The sequence below is a fragment of the Oceanobacillus rekensis genome (assembly GCF_002153375.1).
Taxonomy (GTDB): Bacteria; Bacillota; Bacilli; order Bacillales; family Amphibacillaceae; genus Oceanobacillus; species Oceanobacillus rekensis.
Window position 1 is genome coordinate 745430 of the sequence record NZ_MTBQ01000001.1, and the last position, 18537, is coordinate 763966.

At 39.5% G+C, this 18537-nt stretch carries 16 protein-coding genes; 4 read left to right on the top strand and 12 right to left on the bottom strand.

Going from position 1 to position 18537, the window contains the following annotated elements:
• Positions 1 to 14: 14 nt before the first annotated feature.
• The 3 genes from BV906_RS03755 to BV906_RS03765 are packed head-to-tail and all read right to left on the bottom strand — an operon-like array spanning position 15 to position 4066.
• On the bottom strand, positions 15 to 1379 hold the full coding sequence (locus BV906_RS03755; protein WP_087972175.1) for a YjiH family protein: 1365 nt from the start codon (positions 1377 to 1379) through the stop codon (positions 15 to 17).
• A gap of 40 nt (positions 1380 to 1419) precedes the next feature.
• Positions 1420 to 2724 carry an aspartate aminotransferase family protein gene (locus BV906_RS03760; protein ID WP_087972110.1) on the bottom strand — a complete coding sequence of 435 codons (1305 nt, stop codon included), beginning with the start codon at positions 2722 to 2724 and terminating at the stop codon, positions 1420 to 1422.
• A 13-nt stretch (positions 2725 to 2737) separates the two neighbouring features.
• Positions 2738 to 4066 (bottom strand): sigma 54-interacting transcriptional regulator, encoded by a 1329-nt coding sequence (locus tag BV906_RS03765; protein ID WP_087972111.1) that lies wholly within the window; start codon positions 4064 to 4066, stop codon positions 2738 to 2740.
• A 348-nt stretch (positions 4067 to 4414) separates the two neighbouring features.
• Here BV906_RS03765 and BV906_RS03770 point away from each other — a divergent pair, with 348 nt between their 5' ends.
• Positions 4415 to 5971, top strand: a complete 1557-nt coding sequence (locus BV906_RS03770) for an ABC-F family ATP-binding cassette domain-containing protein (RefSeq protein WP_087972112.1) — start codon at positions 4415 to 4417, stop codon at positions 5969 to 5971.
• 218 nt (positions 5972 to 6189) lie between these two features.
• Positions 6190 to 6684, top strand: coding sequence for a L,D-transpeptidase family protein (locus BV906_RS03775; RefSeq protein ID WP_087972113.1), 495 nt, complete (start codon positions 6190 to 6192; stop codon positions 6682 to 6684).
• Positions 6685 to 6856: 172 nt separating this feature from the next.
• Here the strand turns inward: BV906_RS03775 and splB are convergent, their stop codons facing one another.
• The 7 genes from splB to nadC all read right to left on the bottom strand — a co-directional run bounded on the left by splB (position 6857) and on the right by nadC (position 13883).
• Positions 6857 to 7885: a spore photoproduct lyase gene (gene splB / locus BV906_RS03780; protein WP_087972114.1), complete on the bottom strand. Its 1029-nt coding sequence runs from the start codon at positions 7883 to 7885 to the stop codon at positions 6857 to 6859.
• Positions 7878 to 8150, bottom strand: a complete 273-nt coding sequence (locus tag BV906_RS03785; protein WP_087972115.1) for a transcriptional regulator SplA domain-containing protein — start codon at positions 8148 to 8150, stop codon at positions 7878 to 7880. The genes splB and BV906_RS03785 overlap by 8 nt, the downstream gene beginning before the upstream one ends.
• Before the next feature lie 120 nt (positions 8151 to 8270).
• Positions 8271 to 8429 carry a hypothetical protein gene (locus BV906_RS19345; protein WP_176330256.1) on the bottom strand — a complete coding sequence of 53 codons (159 nt, stop codon included), beginning with the start codon at positions 8427 to 8429 and terminating at the stop codon, positions 8271 to 8273.
• Between the two features lie 297 nt (positions 8430 to 8726).
• Complete coding sequence (locus BV906_RS03790) at positions 8727 to 9920, bottom strand: MFS transporter (RefSeq protein WP_087972116.1); 1194 nt, start codon at positions 9918 to 9920, stop codon at positions 8727 to 8729.
• A gap of 123 nt (positions 9921 to 10043) precedes the next feature.
• A complete protein-coding gene (locus BV906_RS03795; RefSeq protein ID WP_087972117.1) occupies positions 10044 to 11963 on the bottom strand; it encodes a TRAP transporter permease in 1920 nt (639 codons plus the stop codon).
• 27 nt (positions 11964 to 11990) lie between these two features.
• A complete protein-coding gene (locus tag BV906_RS03800) occupies positions 11991 to 13004 on the bottom strand; it encodes a TAXI family TRAP transporter solute-binding subunit (RefSeq protein ID WP_087972118.1) in 1014 nt (337 codons plus the stop codon).
• Positions 13005 to 13040: 36 nt separating this feature from the next.
• A complete protein-coding gene (nadC, locus tag BV906_RS03805) occupies positions 13041 to 13883 on the bottom strand; it encodes a carboxylating nicotinate-nucleotide diphosphorylase (protein WP_087972119.1) in 843 nt (280 codons plus the stop codon).
• Positions 13884 to 14181: 298 nt separating this feature from the next.
• On the opposite strand from nadC, the gene BV906_RS03810 reads away from it, so the two are divergent.
• Together BV906_RS03810 and BV906_RS03815 are read left to right on the top strand one after the other, a co-directional pair.
• Positions 14182 to 14712, top strand: a complete 531-nt coding sequence (locus tag BV906_RS03810) for a transcription repressor NadR (RefSeq protein ID WP_087972120.1) — start codon at positions 14182 to 14184, stop codon at positions 14710 to 14712.
• Between the two features lie 122 nt (positions 14713 to 14834).
• Positions 14835 to 15989, top strand: a complete 1155-nt coding sequence (locus BV906_RS03815) for an acyl-CoA dehydrogenase family protein (protein ID WP_087972121.1) — start codon at positions 14835 to 14837, stop codon at positions 15987 to 15989.
• Between the two features lie 221 nt (positions 15990 to 16210).
• On the opposite strand, the gene BV906_RS03820 is transcribed toward BV906_RS03815, so the two are convergent.
• Both BV906_RS03820 and BV906_RS03825 read right to left on the bottom strand, forming a co-directional pair.
• Positions 16211 to 17155, bottom strand: coding sequence for a 2-hydroxyacid dehydrogenase (locus BV906_RS03820; RefSeq protein WP_087972122.1), 945 nt, complete (start codon positions 17153 to 17155; stop codon positions 16211 to 16213).
• Between the two features lie 144 nt (positions 17156 to 17299).
• Positions 17300 to 18499 carry an ornithine--oxo-acid transaminase gene (locus BV906_RS03825; RefSeq protein WP_087972123.1) on the bottom strand — a complete coding sequence of 400 codons (1200 nt, stop codon included), beginning with the start codon at positions 18497 to 18499 and terminating at the stop codon, positions 17300 to 17302.
• Between the last annotated feature and the right edge of the window lie 38 nt (positions 18500 to 18537).

Below are 18537 nucleotides of genomic sequence, written 5' to 3' on the forward strand. Positions count from 1 at the left end.
CCTGCAATTAAAAATTAATAGATCATATGCGCAATCAAAGCAATGATCGGCAAGGATATTATCGTACGTTCGATAAATATGATTAGTAAATGGCTAAATTTAACCGGTATTTTTGAGATGAGCAACAGAGTACCCATTTCTGTTAAATAGATGATTTGTACTAAAGAAAGTGCACCTACTACAAATCTTGTCATCTCTGATTCAATTCCTGATGCCAGAACGGCTGGCAGGAACATATCGATGAATCCGATAATTGTTGCCGGAGCTGCTTCTGCCGCTTCAGGGATTTGCAACAAGTTTAGAATAGGTATCATCGGCTGAGAAATCCATTGGAAAACTGGTGTAAATTCGGCAATTATCAATGCAATCGTACCAATCGCCATTACTTGTGGCAGTAAAACAAAGACAATTCCTAAGAATATTTCTGTCCCTTGGTTTAACTGATCTTTAAATGAACCTGCACCTTTCGCACGCTTCACTGCCTGATGAAGCCCCCACTTAAACGCTGACGTATTTTCAGGTATTTCTTCATGAATTTGACTACGTTTATAATACGTATCCGGGATTTTGGAAATCGGTGGGATTCTCGGGATGATAATAGCACTAACTACCCCAGCAATAACTATCGTCAAATAAAAGACCGGAAACATATGCCCGACATCAAGCATATTGGCAATTACGAGACAGAACGGAAGTGAAACGGTTGAAAAGCACGTCGCAATCGCTGCCGCCTCTCTGCCTGTATAATACCCATCTTGATATTGCTCCCTTGTAATGACAACACCGACATTTACATTTCCTACCCATGATGCTAGCAGGTCAATTGCCGAGCGTCCCGGCAATGTGAACAACGGCTTAATCGTTCCACGCAGTAAGGTTCCTACAAATTCCATTGCACCGAAATTAATTAAATACGGCATCAGATACGATGCCACAAAGAACCATACAATCAGGCTTGTTAATAAGCCGAACATAACTTGTCCAGTAATTTCAGAATTGATAAGTGTAAAACCTATTTCATGGAACGTCATTACTGCAAAAATGGCACCTAGGATCCGAACAACCATCCAAAATATGGAAACATGAAATGTATTCTTAAGAAATTCGGACTTTATAATAAAATTTGGTTTCATAATCATTGCAAAAATTGTCAGGACGGTTGATAGCACCATCGTATAAGTAATAATCGCAGGTAACCAACCCGATAAAAATTCAATTAAAAATTCGGTAATAATTCCTAATGGTATATTAAAAGAACCCCCATCAATAATCGGGAATAGGAAAATAATAACTCCAAATAAGGAGGGAAGCAAAAATTTCATTAAATCTTTTTTATTGTGCTTTTCATCCGCTGTATATGCTTCTTTTTCTTCATTCATCATTGTTAACCTCCTTATTTCTTTTGTAAACAGTCACTTTCTACATCGATTCAAGTACCTCTTCCAGTATCTCTATTCCGTCATCAATTTGTTCTTTCGTTACTGTCAATGGTGGAATCATGCGAATCACTTCACCTGCATTTCCACATAAGTAGAATAGGACACCTTTTTCCAGACAACCATCCAATACTTTCATAACCGCTTCACCATCAGGCTCTCCTGTCTCAACATTTTGCAAAGCAAAGCCAATCATTAATCCAACACCACGTACATCTTGGATAATTGGAAATTTATTTTTCAAATCATGAAGACGATGAAGCGCATATTTACCGACCTCACGGGAGTTTTCGAGCAATTCTTCTTCTTTGATTACCGCAATGGATGCTCGTGCTGCAGCACAGGCAATCGGATTTCCACCAAATGTTGTTGCATGTGTCCCCATTGGCCACTGTGCCATTAATTCTTTCGATGCAATCGTCACTCCAAGCGGCATACCAGCAGCAATACCTTTAGCTACAGCCATAATATCAGGTGTTACATCAAAGGTCTGAGCAGCGAACCAGTTACCAGTACGACCAAATCCTGTTTGTACTTCATCAAAAATCAATAAAATACCATGACGATCACAGATTTCACGGATTTTTTTCAACCATGATGTTGGTGGAATGATATATCCGCCTTCACCAAGCACTGGCTCCACAATCATGCAGGCAACTTCTTCGGGATCAACCTGATGTTGGAATAACTTTGCTGCTTCCTTCTCCAATTTTTCCGCAAAAAACACTTCCGGATCCTGATCCGCCGGGCATTCTTCTGGATTGGCATATGGCAGCTGATAGGTTAACCATGATGGCTGAAGATGTTTACGATATTTACTTTTTGATGTGGAAACACTGAGTGAACCGACTGTCCGGCCATGGAATCCACCTGTAAATGAAATGACATATGGACGCTTTGATACATATTTTGCTAGTTTCAAAGCTCCTTCAATTGCTTCTGTACCACTGTTTCCAAAAAAGAAATTATCCAATTTCGGTGGGAGAATTTCTTGAAGTTCTTGTGCAAGCTTTAAAATAGATTCATATATAATTACACCTGATGGCCCGTGAATTAAATGATCTGTACTGTTTTTAATTGCTTCCACTACTTTTGGATGACGATGGCCAACATTCTCGACTGCAATTCCAGAAGTAAAATCCAAGTACTTTTTACCATCTGCCCCGTAGTAATAGCAGCCTTCCGCTTTTACTACCGGTAAATTCGGATGATCTTTTGCCATGCTTGGTGCTAAGTAATTTCCAATATTATCTACTAATTTAAGCCAATCTTGGTTTTCATTATTCATTGAGAATGCTCCTTTATATCGAATATTTTTTCAGTTTTCGTACAACAGATGGCTGGCTGATTCCCAGCATTTTTGCCATTTCTGTCGTTGTTTTGCAGTGCTTTTTTGCATTTATTAAAACTTTTTCTTCGACAGTTTCTAAAATACGTGATAATGTTTGTCCTTCAATTTCGAGTGGGTCAAGCTCACTCTTTTCGCTCGATCGGTAATTCATCGGAAGATTATCTTTTGTAATAATCGCTGATTCACTTTCTGTAACGAGTCTCTCCATCAGATTTTTCACTTCCAACTGATTTCCTTTCCACTCCAGATGCAGCAATTCCTGGAAAATATCCTTGGATAGTGTCCGTTCCAACTTATATTCTGTACGGTATTGTTCGACAGATTTCAGAATAATTTCACTCAAGTCTTCCGGTCTTTCCCTTAATGGCTTAATCTGAATCGGCACCACATGCAACAGGTAAAATAGGTCTTCCCTGAACTCGTTTTTTTCGACTAAACGATACATATCTGCTTCGGTTGAGCTTATCAATCGATATTTATTTTTGTGCTTTCGCAATGCTTTTAATAGAATGCTCTGGGAGGTGTGTGATAATTCATCTACCCCTTCCAAATACAGTGTCCCCGATTCTGCCAATTGTAAGTATCCCGTTTTATTAGATTCTTTATCTTGGCTGCCTGTTAGCTCTTGTTCCAGGATTGCTTCCGGGATGGCTGCACAATTTACTTCAATGAAAGGTCCATCCTTCCAGGGGCTTTCTTTATGAATGAATTTGGCAAGCGTGGATTTTCCAACACCATTCTCTCCTTGAAGATGTACAGGAACTTTGAGTGGTGCTGCCTTTTTGATGGCCTTCATTACTTGCTTCATAGACTTACTCTCGGCGACGAATCCCTTAAAGTTGAAGCTCTTTTCTCGGTAAGTTTCCAGTTCACCTTTTACCCGGGATATCTCCCCTTCAAGTTCATTCAAATAGTCCTGGAGAACTAACAATTCGGACACTTCATATGAATAACTGACAACGAATTCAACGTCATGATTTTCGTTAAACAACGGTATACCAGTGATCAGTACTTTCCTGCCATTCTGTTTATTTTGTATAAGGACAACCTTTTTCTTTTGTTTCTGTACGAGTGGGGTAATTGCTGGAGAAAATACACCCTGTTTCTCCAGTTCATATACAGACTGACCGATTAAGTCTTCAGCGGAAAGCCCATACTGTTTCCCACTTATATGTGTAGCCTTAATGATTTTTCCGTCGCGATTCGTAACGATAATATCCTCATCATACGAATCGATTACCTCTTCCTTTGCATTTGGAAGAAGATAAAGATTAACCATTCAACCGCCCCTTTGCCAACCGAATTATTCATTTTTGAATAATTATACATTTATTAATAATAATTATACATATTTGGATACCATAACGCAACAGAAATTTACAAAGCACTGCCTGTCGATCCCCGAGATTTGTCGCTATTTATCGAAAACAATGTCATGCATCTCACAAATCGATTTCACCCCTAGCAACATCCTCCATTTTCCCCTATAATGAAAAAGGATGAAATTTAAAGTAGAAGTAATACGTTATAGCAGAATTATTGATTAAAGGCTGGTACTTCCCCACCTCAAGTTCTCAATCAACATATAATGATAGATTTTCTTCACTTACGCGGAGGTTTTAAATAGATGAGTTTACTTACAATCGAATCACTAAGCCATAGCTTTGGTGATCGCACGTTATTTAAAGATGTATCGTTTCGACTAGTTGCCGGTGAGCATGTTGGCTTAGTTGGAGCAAACGGGGTTGGAAAGTCGACCTTGATGAGTATTATTACTAAACAATTAATTCATGATAGTGGAAAAGTGGAATGGACACCAGGTACTGATTATGGATACTTGGATCAACATACGGTTCTGACAAAAGAAAAGACCATTCGTGACGTACTGCGTGATGCGTTTCTACCATTGTTTGAACAGGAGAAAATGCTAAATGAAGTGACCGAAAAAATGGGTGCGGCAACTCCGGAAGAGTTAGAGCAATTACTCGAGCAGATGGGAGTTATCCAGGATAAACTGGAAGCTGGCGGATTTTACACCCTCGATATTAAGATTGAAGAGGCTGCACATGGTCTTGGTATTGATGCAATAGGACTTGATAAAGATGTGTCAGCACTTAGTGGTGGACAGCGGACGAAAGTATTGCTTGCAAAGCTTTTACTTGAGCAACCCGAAGTGCTCTTACTGGATGAGCCAACAAACTTTCTGGATGTGGAGCATATCCAGTGGCTAAGCAATTATTTAAAAGAATATCCACATGCTGTTTTGTTGATTTCCCATGATACGGAGTTCATGAATGGTGTCGTAGATGTTATCTTCCATCTAGAGTTTTCCAAATTGACACGCTATACGGCCACCTATGAGAAATTTCTGGAACTTGCTGAGATTAATAAAAATCAACATATTAACGCATATGAAAAACAACAGGAATACATTAAGAAGCAAGAAGATTTTATTGCAAAGAACAAAGCACGGTACTCCACAACAGGTCGAGCAAAAAGTAGACAAAAACAGTTGGAGCGGATGGATCGGATTGACCGCCCTGAAACTGCTATGAAGCCGACATTCAGTTTCAAAGAATCACGTGGCAGCAGCAGGTTTGTTTTCGAAGCGGAGGAACTAGAAATTGGTTATGACCAACCCCTCTTTCCGAAGCTGACAACGGAGATTGAACGTGGTGACAGGATTGCAGTTGTTGGTAGTAATGGTGTCGGGAAGTCGACCTTATTGAAAACGATACTTGGTGTGATTGACCCACTTGGTGGGAAACGTATGCTTGGTGACTTCCTCTTCCCTTCCTATTATGAACAGGAAGTACAGTCACCGAGTAACACGCCAATTGATGAAGTATGGGACGCTTTCCCACATCTCGATCAGGGTAAAGTCCGTGGGATTTTGGCTAACGTTGGCTTGAAAAATGATCATATTACCCGTCCAATGAAACAATTAAGCGGTGGCGAGCAGGCAAAAGTACGCTTATGCAAGCTAATGCTAAACGAGAGCAACTGGCTCGTATTCGATGAACCAACAAATCACCTTGATGTTGTTGCAAAAGAAGAATTAAAACGAGCATTGCAAGAATACAAAGGTACCATTGTTCTTGTTTGCCATGAACCCGAGTTTTATGAAGACTGGGTCACAAAAGTATGGAATGTAGAAGAATGGGCCATGAATGAACAAGCATAATTAAAAGCAGGCTGTCGAATCTAATTCGGCAGTCTGTTTTATATTTCATTCAAAAGAAGCGTCTGTTTACTTCCCGAATATAATCAATAGTTGTCGGAACGATGGAGGACCATACGAGTTTGGAATTTGTAATTGTAAGCTTCCCTCTAATTTGGTGAAACCATCTTTATAAACTTCATAGTATGTATGGTAACAACTATATTCGGGGAGTGTTTAACGTGATTCACACCATAAAACCAGGTGAAACACTGTATCAAATTTCATTAGACTATCGTACACCACTAGCAGAAATAATTAGGGCAAACCCAGCAATAGATCCTAATTTCATTTACCCTGGTCAAACCATTGTTATACCAGGGTTTCCTTCTCCTTCAACCATTCCTTACCAGATTGATGTATCCGTTAATAATCGTTGGTTAAGATTACTAAGAGATGGTGTACTTCAAAAACAGTATCCTATTGCTGTTGGAAGAATTCTGCATGGGACACCAATAGGTGATTTTATAATTATAAATAAAGCACCAAATCCCGGGGGTCCATACGGTACAATGTGGATGAGTTTATCAAAACAGCACTATGGAATACATGGAACGAATGATCCCAGTTCGATTGGTAAAGCAGTATCTAGAGGCTGTATTCGAATGTATAATAACGATGTAGAGGAATTAGCAAGTATCGTCCCAATAGGAACATTGGTATCCATTCATCCATAGTTTGTATACAGCAAGCCTAATACAGTTTTTAATAGAAAGAATTTCTGATAAATCTAAACAGTAATTAATTCCTAAAGGGCATCCCATAAATGAATTTTGGGGATGCCTGTTTATCTTGATTTCTTTATTTAACTACTTATTATTTTCCATTATGGGAATTACTTTCCTTATTTTAAGTAAAATACTCAATCTTCGCCTCAGGAAAATAACGGTGTATATAACCACCAATCGTATCTTTTATATCCTCCTGCTCCTCATTTTGATATACATATTTGCCAATGCCGTATTTCCCCCATTTCCATTTACGTTTCGATTCATCCAGTTCCAGTTTGGTCATTGGATAGTTTTCCTGGATGACACGTTTGGCTGGTTTCGTGAAACGGTGTTGGATCATTTCAAATGTTAAATCCTTTGTTGCGAAGGCAGGTAATGCAGCTTCAATTTTTTCGAACATCTCCTTATAGCCTTCCTGCCAACCGTCATGTATGTAGATAGGGGCGACAATAAAACCGAGCGGATATCCTGCTTCCGCTACTTTAACCGCAGCTTCAATACGCTCATGGAGCCTCGATGTTCCTGGTTCAAAGTATTTAATAATATAATCATCATTGATACTGAAGCGAAAGCGGGTTTTGCCATTATGCTTTGCATCTAGCAGGTGGTCAACATGGGCAAACTTTGTGACGAAGCGCAAAAGGCCAGATTCTGACTCGCCAAAATACTCGATAGCCTTTTTCAATGTATGTGTGAGGTGATCCACACCAACAATGTCTGATGTACAGGATGCTTCAAAACGGGTCTGTTCTGGTGCGCGCTCCCGCATATAGCCATCCGCCGCTTCAAAAATCTCATCCACATTTACATATGTCCGGATATATGGTTTGCTACCCATTGTTGTTTGCAGGTAGCAATAATGGCAATGCCCCATACAGCCTGTCGCAAAAGGAATTGCATACTCGGCAGATGGTTTAGATGTATCAAACTTCAATGTCTTTCTTACACCGACAACAAGTGTTGATTTAGCTGTCCGATACTTTTGAAAATGGTTTTCTCCTGGGAGGTTTCGGATTTGATTATGGGATGTCGTTTCTCGAATTTCAATCCCCATACCTTCAAATTTTGAAACCAATTCTTTTCCAAGCGGATATTCCATTGCTCTGGGTTCCACGTAAACAAGTTGCGGGACAAAAGGCTTAACCATAATAGTTACCATCACTGAATTGGATAATATTCGGTGGGTCAAACGCATCTTTGTATGCCTGCTCTGCTTCTGCTTCCGATTTAAAAATGGCAAATTCATCTGTCAAAGGATAATAGGTTTCATGTGCAAAAAGCGCCAACCCATGAGGATTGTCCGGATTTTGTACGATTGCTGCTTGCTGAACTTGGGCTACATCTTGTGCATGTGGGTTTCGTATAATCATATAGACAACTTCACCTGGTTGAAACGATTCATTTAGTTCCATATTAACAGCCTACTTTCGTTTGTTTATTCTTAGTTATTTCCGGATTGTTGGTGGTTTATGTATAATTGCAATTCAAAACAGGGTCTCCCCCTACTTTGAAGGAAACCCTGTTTGTATTCATTATCGCTTTCGCTTATTTTTCTTATTATCTAAATTAAGAAACTCACTATCCTGCGCAATTTCTGTGTCCCTTTTATTACGTTTTGGTGTCGTATCGTATTTCAATACGTTCCTTTGCCTACCCTTATCTTTATTGCGATTTTTGTTTTCCTCTGACATGAGCATAGCCTCCTAAAACATTTATCGTTGGGACTTGCATTTATATTATGTCACATATTCCTATTCTTATTTAAGTTGAATCGAAATGTCTAAATCGGTCAAAGCTACATATAAATGAGGAGGGATTATGAATGAGTAAAGGCAAAAAGAAGAAAAACAAGAATAAAGAGGAATTAAATGATATGAAGGATAACAAAAAGTACCCAACTAACCGCCCCAAATAACGAAAACCGAACAGTGCCTGGCACTGTTCGGTTTTCGGCAATATTCCGGGAGTGACAGAATTCATTTCACTCCCTAATTAGCACTAATTTTACTTTGATTGAGTTCTTTATCTTTTTTTCCATGTAAAATGTAATAAATAAAGATTCCAACGATAATTAATCCTACTAATGAAAGATACAATCCCCTGTAGCCAAATATCGGAATAACATACCCTAACAAGAATGGTCCTACTCCGAGGCCGAGGTCAAGCATAATAAAGTAAGTCGAGTTTGCTAACCCCATCCGATGTGGTGGTGTCACTTTTATCGCTATCGCCTGTGAAAGTGATTGGAAGTTACCATATCCTAATCCAATAATAGCAGCTGCTAGTAAAAAGGCGATACTAGAATGCGCCTGACTTAGTAAAAGCATCCCGATAGCAAAGAGAATAAGTGTTGGATATGCAACAATATTGCCACCTCTTTGATCCAGTAATTTTCCTGTGAAAGGTCTAGAAAGTACGATTACGATCGCATATACTAAGAAATAAAAACTACCCGCTTCGATTAAATCGATCTCTGCAGAATAGGCCGTAATAAATGAGAGTATGCTTGAATAAGCGAATGCAAAGAAAAACATGGAAATTGAAATTGGCAATGCCCGCGGTTCCAAAAAGTTGGAAAGTTTGAATCCCTTTGTTCCCTTACTTTCCGTTTGTTGGATGATTGGTACTTTTACAGATAAGGCAAGGAATAGACTAACAAGCCCCATTACTGTTGAAAATATAAAAATACTCGAATACCCGGCAAGACTAATTAAAGAAATTCCGATTAATGGACCAATTGCTGTAGATAATACTACACTTAAACTAAAATATCCAATTCCTTCCCCACTTCTGCTAGGTGGTACAATTTGCCCAATGATTGTTCCTGTAGCTGTAGTTGCTAAACCCACTCCAACCCCATGCAAAAATCGAATCGTGATAAGTCCATAAATATTCATCGGTATAAAATAAAATAATGACATAATAAGAAATAGAATAACACCCATGAGTAAGATTTTATTGTTTCCTAATTTTTCTATTTTCATACCACCATACAAACGTCCAACTAGCGAACCAATGATGAAAATACTAGCAACTAAACCTGCCATACTTGCAGATGCATTATAAGTTTCTGTCGCAAAAGTTGCCATCGTTACTAATAATAAATACATGGATAGCATAATAAAAAAGTTCAGTATTGATATTGAAATAAAATCTTTTGTCCATAGTCTTGCTTTCTTCATTAATTTAGTCCTTCTTTCTTAGCAAATTAGACTATCATAACATAATTGGTTAGCGTTGTATACATAATAGAAAGATCTTATTTCAAATATAAAAATCGACAATATCCAAGTAGTGAATGGCACTTATGCTATGCTTAGCGTCGTTTTCCTTTTATGTTGCATGAAGAATACTAGCAGTATAATTGCTAGGCCAATTCCACTTGTCAGTAGGCTTGCATACATGGATAGTGCGCCGCTTGTAATCAACAATATGCGTTCTGGGATGGTCGTTCTTGTACGTAACCACCCGATTACTCCTGCTCCAAGGGCGATGACCCCGATGATTGCTGTCAGGAAGGCTATGATGATCTCTACTATAGTGCCATCCATCAACAATGCTGGTTCCAGGACAAACATAAATGGAACGACAAACCCTACAATTCCCAGTTTTACAGCTTCTATTCCCACTCGGTTCGGGTTGGCATCTGCAATTCCGGCTGCTGCATAGGCTGCTACCGCAACAGGTGGTGTAATCGCTGAGAAAATGGAAAAATAAACAATAAACAGATGGGCTGCCATTGTTGTTACACCTAATTCAATTAATGCAGGTGCAGCAAGCATAGCTGTTAAGATATACGCTGCTGCTACAGGCATTCCCATTCCGAGGATAATACAGATCAGCATAACCATTATTAGTGTTGGAAAGAGTAAGCCTTCTGTTAATCCAAGTACGATACTCGTTAATTTCCCTCCAAGTCCGGTTGTCATAACACCGGCAATGACAAGACCTGCAGCAGCACAAGCAGTTGTCACAGGTATGGAGGACTTCGCACCATCTACCATAGACGTGAAGATTTCTCGAATACCCATCCGACTTTCTTTGCGGAACCAGCTGACAGCAATGACAGCTAAAATTCCATAAAATCCTGTTCTAGAAGCACTAAAGCCTTGTACCAGAAAAAGCACCAGGACAATAATTGGAATAAAATAGAACCATCCTTTTTTCAAAACATTTGTTAATTTTGGTACAGCCTCTTTTGGTGGTCGCGGTAAGTCCAAGCGTATTGCTTCAAAATGAACCATTGCAAGTAGCGAAACATAATAAAGAATACCAGGAATAAGTGCTGCCATTACGATTGCTCCGTACGACATTTGAGTGACGGCAGCCATTAAAAAAGCAGAAGACCCCATAATTGGCGGCAAAATGCTTCCTCCCGTAGATGCAGCTGCTTCTACTGCTGCTGCTATTGTTGGCGGATATCCTGATTTTTTACTAACAGGAATTGTAAAATTTCCAGTCGTTACAACATTGGCTGTGGGACTTCCTGAAATGGAACCGAAAAATGCACTCGTAAGTACGGCAACCTTGGCGGAACCTCCACGCGTTCTTCCAGCTATTGCCGAAGAAATATGATAGAAAAATTCTCCTGCACCTGATTTTTGCAAAAATGACCCGAATAACATGAACATAAATACAAATGTTGCTGCAACAGATATTGGTGAACCCCAAAGTCCATTGAAACTAAAGGCCAGTTTATCAATGAATTCAACGGGTAACAGTTCCCGATGACCAAGCAGACCATTGAAGTAATGCCCGAAAAGAGCATATGCTACACCAATAAATACAATCATTATAATCGGAAAACCAATTGTTCTGCGAGTGGCTTCAATCGTTAACAACACAAATACGACGCCAAAGAATATATCAAGTGTATTTAATGGATTCATAATTGGAATCCTCGTTGCAATTCGTTCTGCATGAATTGTAAAATAAATTCCTGCACCAATGGCCAGGAGAGTGAAAATATAATCGACTACACTCGGCGTATGACGTTTTATAACATCCTTTTTCGAATACCCATAAAGCATAAAAGTAAGTACCAATATGAATGCAAGATGGATTGCCATCTGATTTAGCGGGTCCAACTTCCCCCAAATGACAGACCAAATCTGGTATGCCGATAAAATGAAGGCAATTATAGAAAATACTTTTATATGATTACTTGATAAATTGCGTTTATAACCTTCCGTAAACCAGCTCTTTAATATAGTTTTGATGTCCACTGTGCTATGACTCCTTAAAGGAAAAAGTTACTCCAACAATCCTTTTTCCTGAAAAAATTTTTGTGCGCCTGGATGAAGGGGAACGTTTCCAACATCCATCATCTTATCTTCAGTTAATTTCTTGAATTCCTCGTGTACATTTCCAAGATAGTCCAAGTTTTCATAAATCGATTTTGTCATTTGATAGACTTCATCCACTGGGACATCTTTATGCGTAATCAGGATGGCGGGGGTACTGATCGTATCAACATCCTCTTTCAGAAATGAGTAGGTACCAGCTTCGATTATGCCGGGTTCCATGCCAAGTTTTTTCGATACTTCCTGAATTGTTTTCTGATCCAGAGAGAGCATGTTCATTTTCATTGTAGTTGATGCCTCAATTATATCTCCGGAAGGCGCTGAAACTGCATCCCCTGTTGCATCAATCCGATTGTCTGCCATCATTTCAAATGTCTTGGACCCGGACAAAAAGTTAACGGATCCTCCCCAAGAATCGATATCTTCATAGGTAACTCCATATTCCTGTAAAATCGCTCGGGTCATCATTTCCCCTGCAGAGCCTTGTTGATCGACTGCCAATCGAATCGGTGCCTGCTGTTGGGCGATTTCAGCAATCGATTCATACGGCTTACCAGCTGAAACAAGAAATTGATAATAGTTAGCTGGTATGACAACACTTACTGCCCGCAAATTTTGGTATGCCTCCGTATATGGTTCCTCTCCGGTGTATGCAGCATAAGAAGTCATTGAATAGGATAAACCAAATGGTATAACACCTGATCCGACAGTTGGTGGGTTTTCTACGATGCTCCCAGGCTCCACTGTAATAATAGTGCCATCGTTTTCCCGGCGGTAAGATTCTGCGATACCTTCTGCAAATACAGACCATGCCCCACCAGTACGCCCACCGATGATTGTTGTCTCGAGCGATTCCTCTGAATCACTCCCGGCAGATTCATTTGAAACAGAGTCATTTCCACAAGCAGCCATAAAAACGATTCCGAGCGTGATTGCTAAAATAAGGTATATTTTTTTATTCACGATTATCTCTCCCCTGTTGTTAAATAGGATAATTTATTATGCCTTTCCCTCTTGAACTTGCAAACTAATATCCAATGCGTTTACCGAATGCGTTAATGCTCCTAATGAAATATAGTGAACACCTGTATTTGCATAGGTTGCTAGATTTTCCAAGGTAATTCCCCCAGACGCTTCCGTAACAATTGTATTGGGGACTAATGCTGCGAACGCTTTTACTTCTTCGGGGCTGCGATTATCAAACATGATAACGTCTGCACCCGCCTTTACTGCTTCTATAACTTCTTCCACTTTTTCCGTTTCAACTTCAATTTTCACCATATGACCAATCGACTCTCGCACCTTTTCAACTGCTTTTGTTATGGATCCGCAATACGAGATGTGATTGTCCTTGATCATCACACCGTCAAATAATCCATTGCGATGATTCTTCCCCCCACCAGTGATAACTGCATATTTATCTAGCATTCTTAGTCCTGGAGTTGTTTTTCTTGTATCACAAATATGTATTTTAGAATCATTCAATTGTTCCACCGCTTGACTTGTCATCGTCGCAATTCCACTCATTCGCTGCATTAGATTTAAGATAACCCTTTCTCCCGTTAGTAAATATCGAACTGGTCCATACACTTCAGCGATAGTCTCATATGGGGCTACCTTATCTCCATCATTAAAATAAAGTTTAATCTCTATTCTTGGATCAAGTAAATGGTATGCTTCTTCTATAATTGCTAAACCGGATAATATCCCTGCCTCTTTAGCAATGAACACCCCTTCTCCTGTTTGACTTTCCGGAAAAATTGCCTCGCTAGTTATATCCTGATCACCGATGTCTTCAAGCAGAAAATACTCCAGTGCTTTGCGTAGTTTTAGTTTGTTCATGTTTATTCTCCTTTTAGATAGTTCTAATTGTGAAATTTTTCACATGATAGATATTAGCATACGATTAGTTAATTTAATTATGCAGTAGGTATGTAGTTCATGATATCATTGTGACATCACCTGTCTTGTCATCTATATTTACATAAAATTAATATATTATCAAGTATTAATTTCGGGTGATGTATTTTCCAACGCAGAGCAAATACCTGCTATTATTGACGTATTAAGCATCGATGCTATGGTGCAGACAGAATGATTTACAGAGCTTCTAAAATCTACGGAAAAGGTGGTTCATCATATGAAAGCTGAGAAGAAAATGTCTTCCGCCAATAGACAGCAATTAATTATAACGAAACTGAAAGATGCAAAGGAACCCATTAGCGGCAGTGATTTCGCTAAGGAAACGAATGTCTCCAGGCAGGTGATTGTCCAGGACGTGTCCATTTTAAAAGCAAAAAATGAACCAATCATTGCAACAAGCCAGGGGTATGTTTATTTGAGAGATAATAAAGATGTTTTAGAACGAAGAGTAATTGCCTGTAAGCATAATGACGAACAAACACAGGAAGAACTTTATATTATTGTTGACCACGGTGTTACGGTAAAGGATGTTAAAGTAGAGCATGCCGTTTACGGTGATTTGACCGCATCCATTCGGGTGAGCAACCGAAGAGAAGTAGACCATTTCCTCGAAAAAATTAACACTTCCGGTGCCACCTACCTATCATCTCTAACAGACGGTGTACACCTCCACACCCTGGAAGCCGACACCAAAGATAAAATCGAGGCAGCCTGCCAAGAATTAAAAAAAGCCGGCATCCTTATCTAGAAAGCTAACCCCGAAAACCGAACAGTGCCAGGCTGTTCCAATTGAAACTATCTTTGTTTAGTGAAATAATATACGTATAATTCCAATTGGCTTGATGCGGTATATAAAATAGGAGGTTAACAATGAAATTAATAGACTTAGGTACAGTGCAAGAAAGAGTAGATCTATTAACGAAAACAGTAGGCTCATTCGCTAGTCGTGCAAGGCAACACGATGAAGATGGCACATTTCCTTTTGAAAATTTCGAGGACTTAAAAGCAATTGGTTACCCAGCATTAACGGTACCGAAAGAATATGGTGGTGCTGCAATTACACTATCTGAAATGCTCCAATTTCAAGAAATCATTGGGAAATCCGATGGGTCAACAGCCCTTTCGATTGGCTGGCATATGGGAATCATGAAACATCTTGGGGAAAATGAAACCTGGCAAAAAGAAACGTATGAAGCAATTGCTCGTGATGTTGTCCATACTGGGGCATTATTGAATAACGCCGCTTCTGAGCCCGCTACCGGGAGTCCGACTCGTGGTGGCAAACCGGAAACCTTTGCCAAGGAAACGAATGGTGGATGGGTGATTAACGGAAGAAAAACATTCACCACTCTCTCTCCAATTCTCGATTATTTTGTTGTAAGTGCATCCATTGACGGAACAGATCAAGTTGGAAATTTCCTTGTTAAACGTTCCCGGGATGGTGTCAGAATCGATAAGACATGGGACTCCATTGCAATGAAGGGTACCGGCAGCCATGATCTTGTACTGGAAAATGTAAATGTAATGAAAGATGATCTTGTAGAACGCCTAACGCCTGGTAAAAAGAAGGCAGCTGGCTGGTTATTACATATCCCAGCATGTTATCTAGGAATTGCCGGTGCTGCTCAGGATCATGCGATTCAGTTCGCTACCAGTTATTCTCCAAATAGTATTGAAGGTACGATTTCCGATTTACCGAATGTGAAACAAAAGCTCGGTGAGATGGAGCTTAGGATGATGGAGTCCCGGTATTTTCTTTATGGTGTTGCTAAGAAATGGGATGAAAGTGATACAGCTACAAGAGATATGATGGGACCAGAACTAGGCGCAGTTAAGTTATCTGTCGTTAATAAAGCGATTGAAGTAATTGACTTAGCAATGCGAATCACTGGGGCCCGTAGTCTGTCAGCTAAAAATCCATTGCAGCGTTACTACCGTGATGTACGCGCAGGTCTTCATAACCCACCGATGGATGACATGACAATCATGCAATTAGCCAGCCAATCAACCGCGGAACAGAAATAGGTGCCTGTCACTCCTCGGTTTTTGGAGGAATTTGTCGAATTATTATACATTGTTGTTATAGCTTATTATGCAAAAAACAGTTCCACGAAGGTTCTAATTATCTTCGTGGAACTGTTTTTCGTATTAAAATATTTTGTTTCATTCCAAGGAAATCCATGAATATAATTCGACATAATTTCTGGATGATGGTCACAACTGTTGCATCATTGTACCGTGATGGTTTAGTTCACAAGATTCTCCAATTCTTCACCGGCTGCAAACCTTTTAAGATTTTCAAATGCCCCTTCGCCCATACGATCAACTGCTTCATAGGTAGCTGCACCAATATGTGGTGTTGCGATGACATTTGGCAGAGTAGCCAATTCACTTTTCGTAGGTTCATCTGCAAACACATCCAGACCTGCAGCACTAATTTGGTTGTTTTTCAATGCCTCTGTCAATGCATCCTCATCAACTAATCCACCACGTGATATATTGATAAGAATTGCGGTCTGCTTCATGATACCTAATGTTTTCTCATTGATCATTTTGCGAGTCTTTTCATTTAAATTCGTACAGATGACAATCACATCTGAAGTGGATAGAAGCTCATCAAATTCTACAAAATTAACATTTAGTTTTTCAGCGGCTTTATAGTCTTTATGATTACCATAGGCGTTTATCTCCATATTAAATCCCGATGCGCGTTTTGCAATGGCTTTACCGATATTACCAAAACCAATGATTCCGATACGTTTCTGAAAAATTTCAAAGCCCATCGTATTTTCCCAATGGCCTGCTTTCATTTCTTGATTTTTTTGTGTAATATGTCTTGCAGCAGCAATCATTAAACCAAAAGTATGGTCTGCTACGGCTTCAGTATTCTGGCCTGGAATATTTGTGACTGGTATTCCTTTTTCACGTGCATAAAGGTAATCGATATTATCGTAGCCGGAGCCAAATTTCATGATGTATTTTAGATTTGGTGCTGCATCAATGATCTCCTTATCGATTTTAACTACAGCAACAACAATGACATCCACATCTGCAACTTCCTTTTTCAATACCTCTTTATCGATCCCCTGATCTGTAAGGATTATCTTTACCTCGCCCAACGCTCTTATTTCATCCAAAAATTTTGGATCTGCTTCAATAAATGGATCACGCAGCATAAATAACATTCTCATATGTATTCCCTGTTCCTTCCTGCAACTTTTAATATTAATTTATGAAGTATAGTCTATAGTGTACAGTAAAATAAAAAAACCGAACAGTGCCAGGCACTGTTCGGTTTTCGACATATTATGACAATTTTTAAGGAGTGACAACACCTATTTTGAAAGTACTTTTATGATTTTTTCAATTGCCCAGTCAAGTTCTGCTTGTTTGATGACAAGTGGTGGTGCAAGACGAATTGTAAATTCATGCGTTTCTTTACATAATACCCCTTCACCCTTCAGTTGTTCACAATAGGAACGGACGGCTTTGTCGAACTCCAATCCAATAAATAAGCCACGGGCACGAACTTCTTTTAGTTCCGGGTTATTAATGGTACGTAATGCATTTGCAAAGTATTCACCTAATTTAAGTGATTTTTCTACTAAGTTTTCTTCATCGATGACATCAATTGCTGCCAAGGATACGGCACAGGCTAATGGATTCCCCCCGAATGTTGAACCATGTGAACCAGGTGTGAAGACATCCATAATGTCTGTATTGGCTGCAATTGCAGATACCGGAAAGACTCCACCACCTAAGGCTTTGCCCATCACATAAATATCTGGAACAACATCTTCCCACTCACAGGCAAACATTTTTCCAGTACGTGCAAAACCAGTTTGGACCTCATCCGCAATGAATAGTACGTTTTGTTCGGAACAAATTTTACGAACTGCTTTTAGATAGCCATCTGGTGGAATGATGATACCCGCTTCCCCTTGAATTGGCTCCAAAATAACAGCTGCAGTGTTTGGTGTAATAGCACTAAGCAATGCGTCCACATTTCCGAATTCTACCTTTTTGATTCCTGGCACGAACGGTCCGTAATTTTTGGCCGCATCTGGATCATCCGATAAAGAAACCGAATTGATGGAACGACCGTGGAAATTTCCATTTGCAGCAATGATTTCTGCCTTATTATCTGCAACACCCTTCACTTCATATGCGAAGCGCCGTGCAGCTTTGATTGCCGTTTCTACCGCTTCTACTCCTGTGTTCATTGGCAGTACTTTTTCTTTTCCCGTTAATTTAGCAACACGTTTTGTCCATGGTCCTAATAATTCATTGTGGAATGCGCGAGAAGTAAGTGTTACTTTATCAGCTTGATTTTTCAATGCTTTGATTATTTTCGGATGGCGGTGACCTTGATTTAAAGCGGAATAGGCACTTAGCATATCGATATATTGATTACCTTCTGGATCTTTAACCCATACGCCTTCAGCTTCAGAAATGACAATTGGTAGTGGATGGTAGTTATGTGCTCCGTAGTGGTCTGTTTGTTCGATGATTTCAGAGGACTCTGTTGGTGTCATTAAATTCCCCTCCTTTAAAATTACTTTGGCCAAAGTTA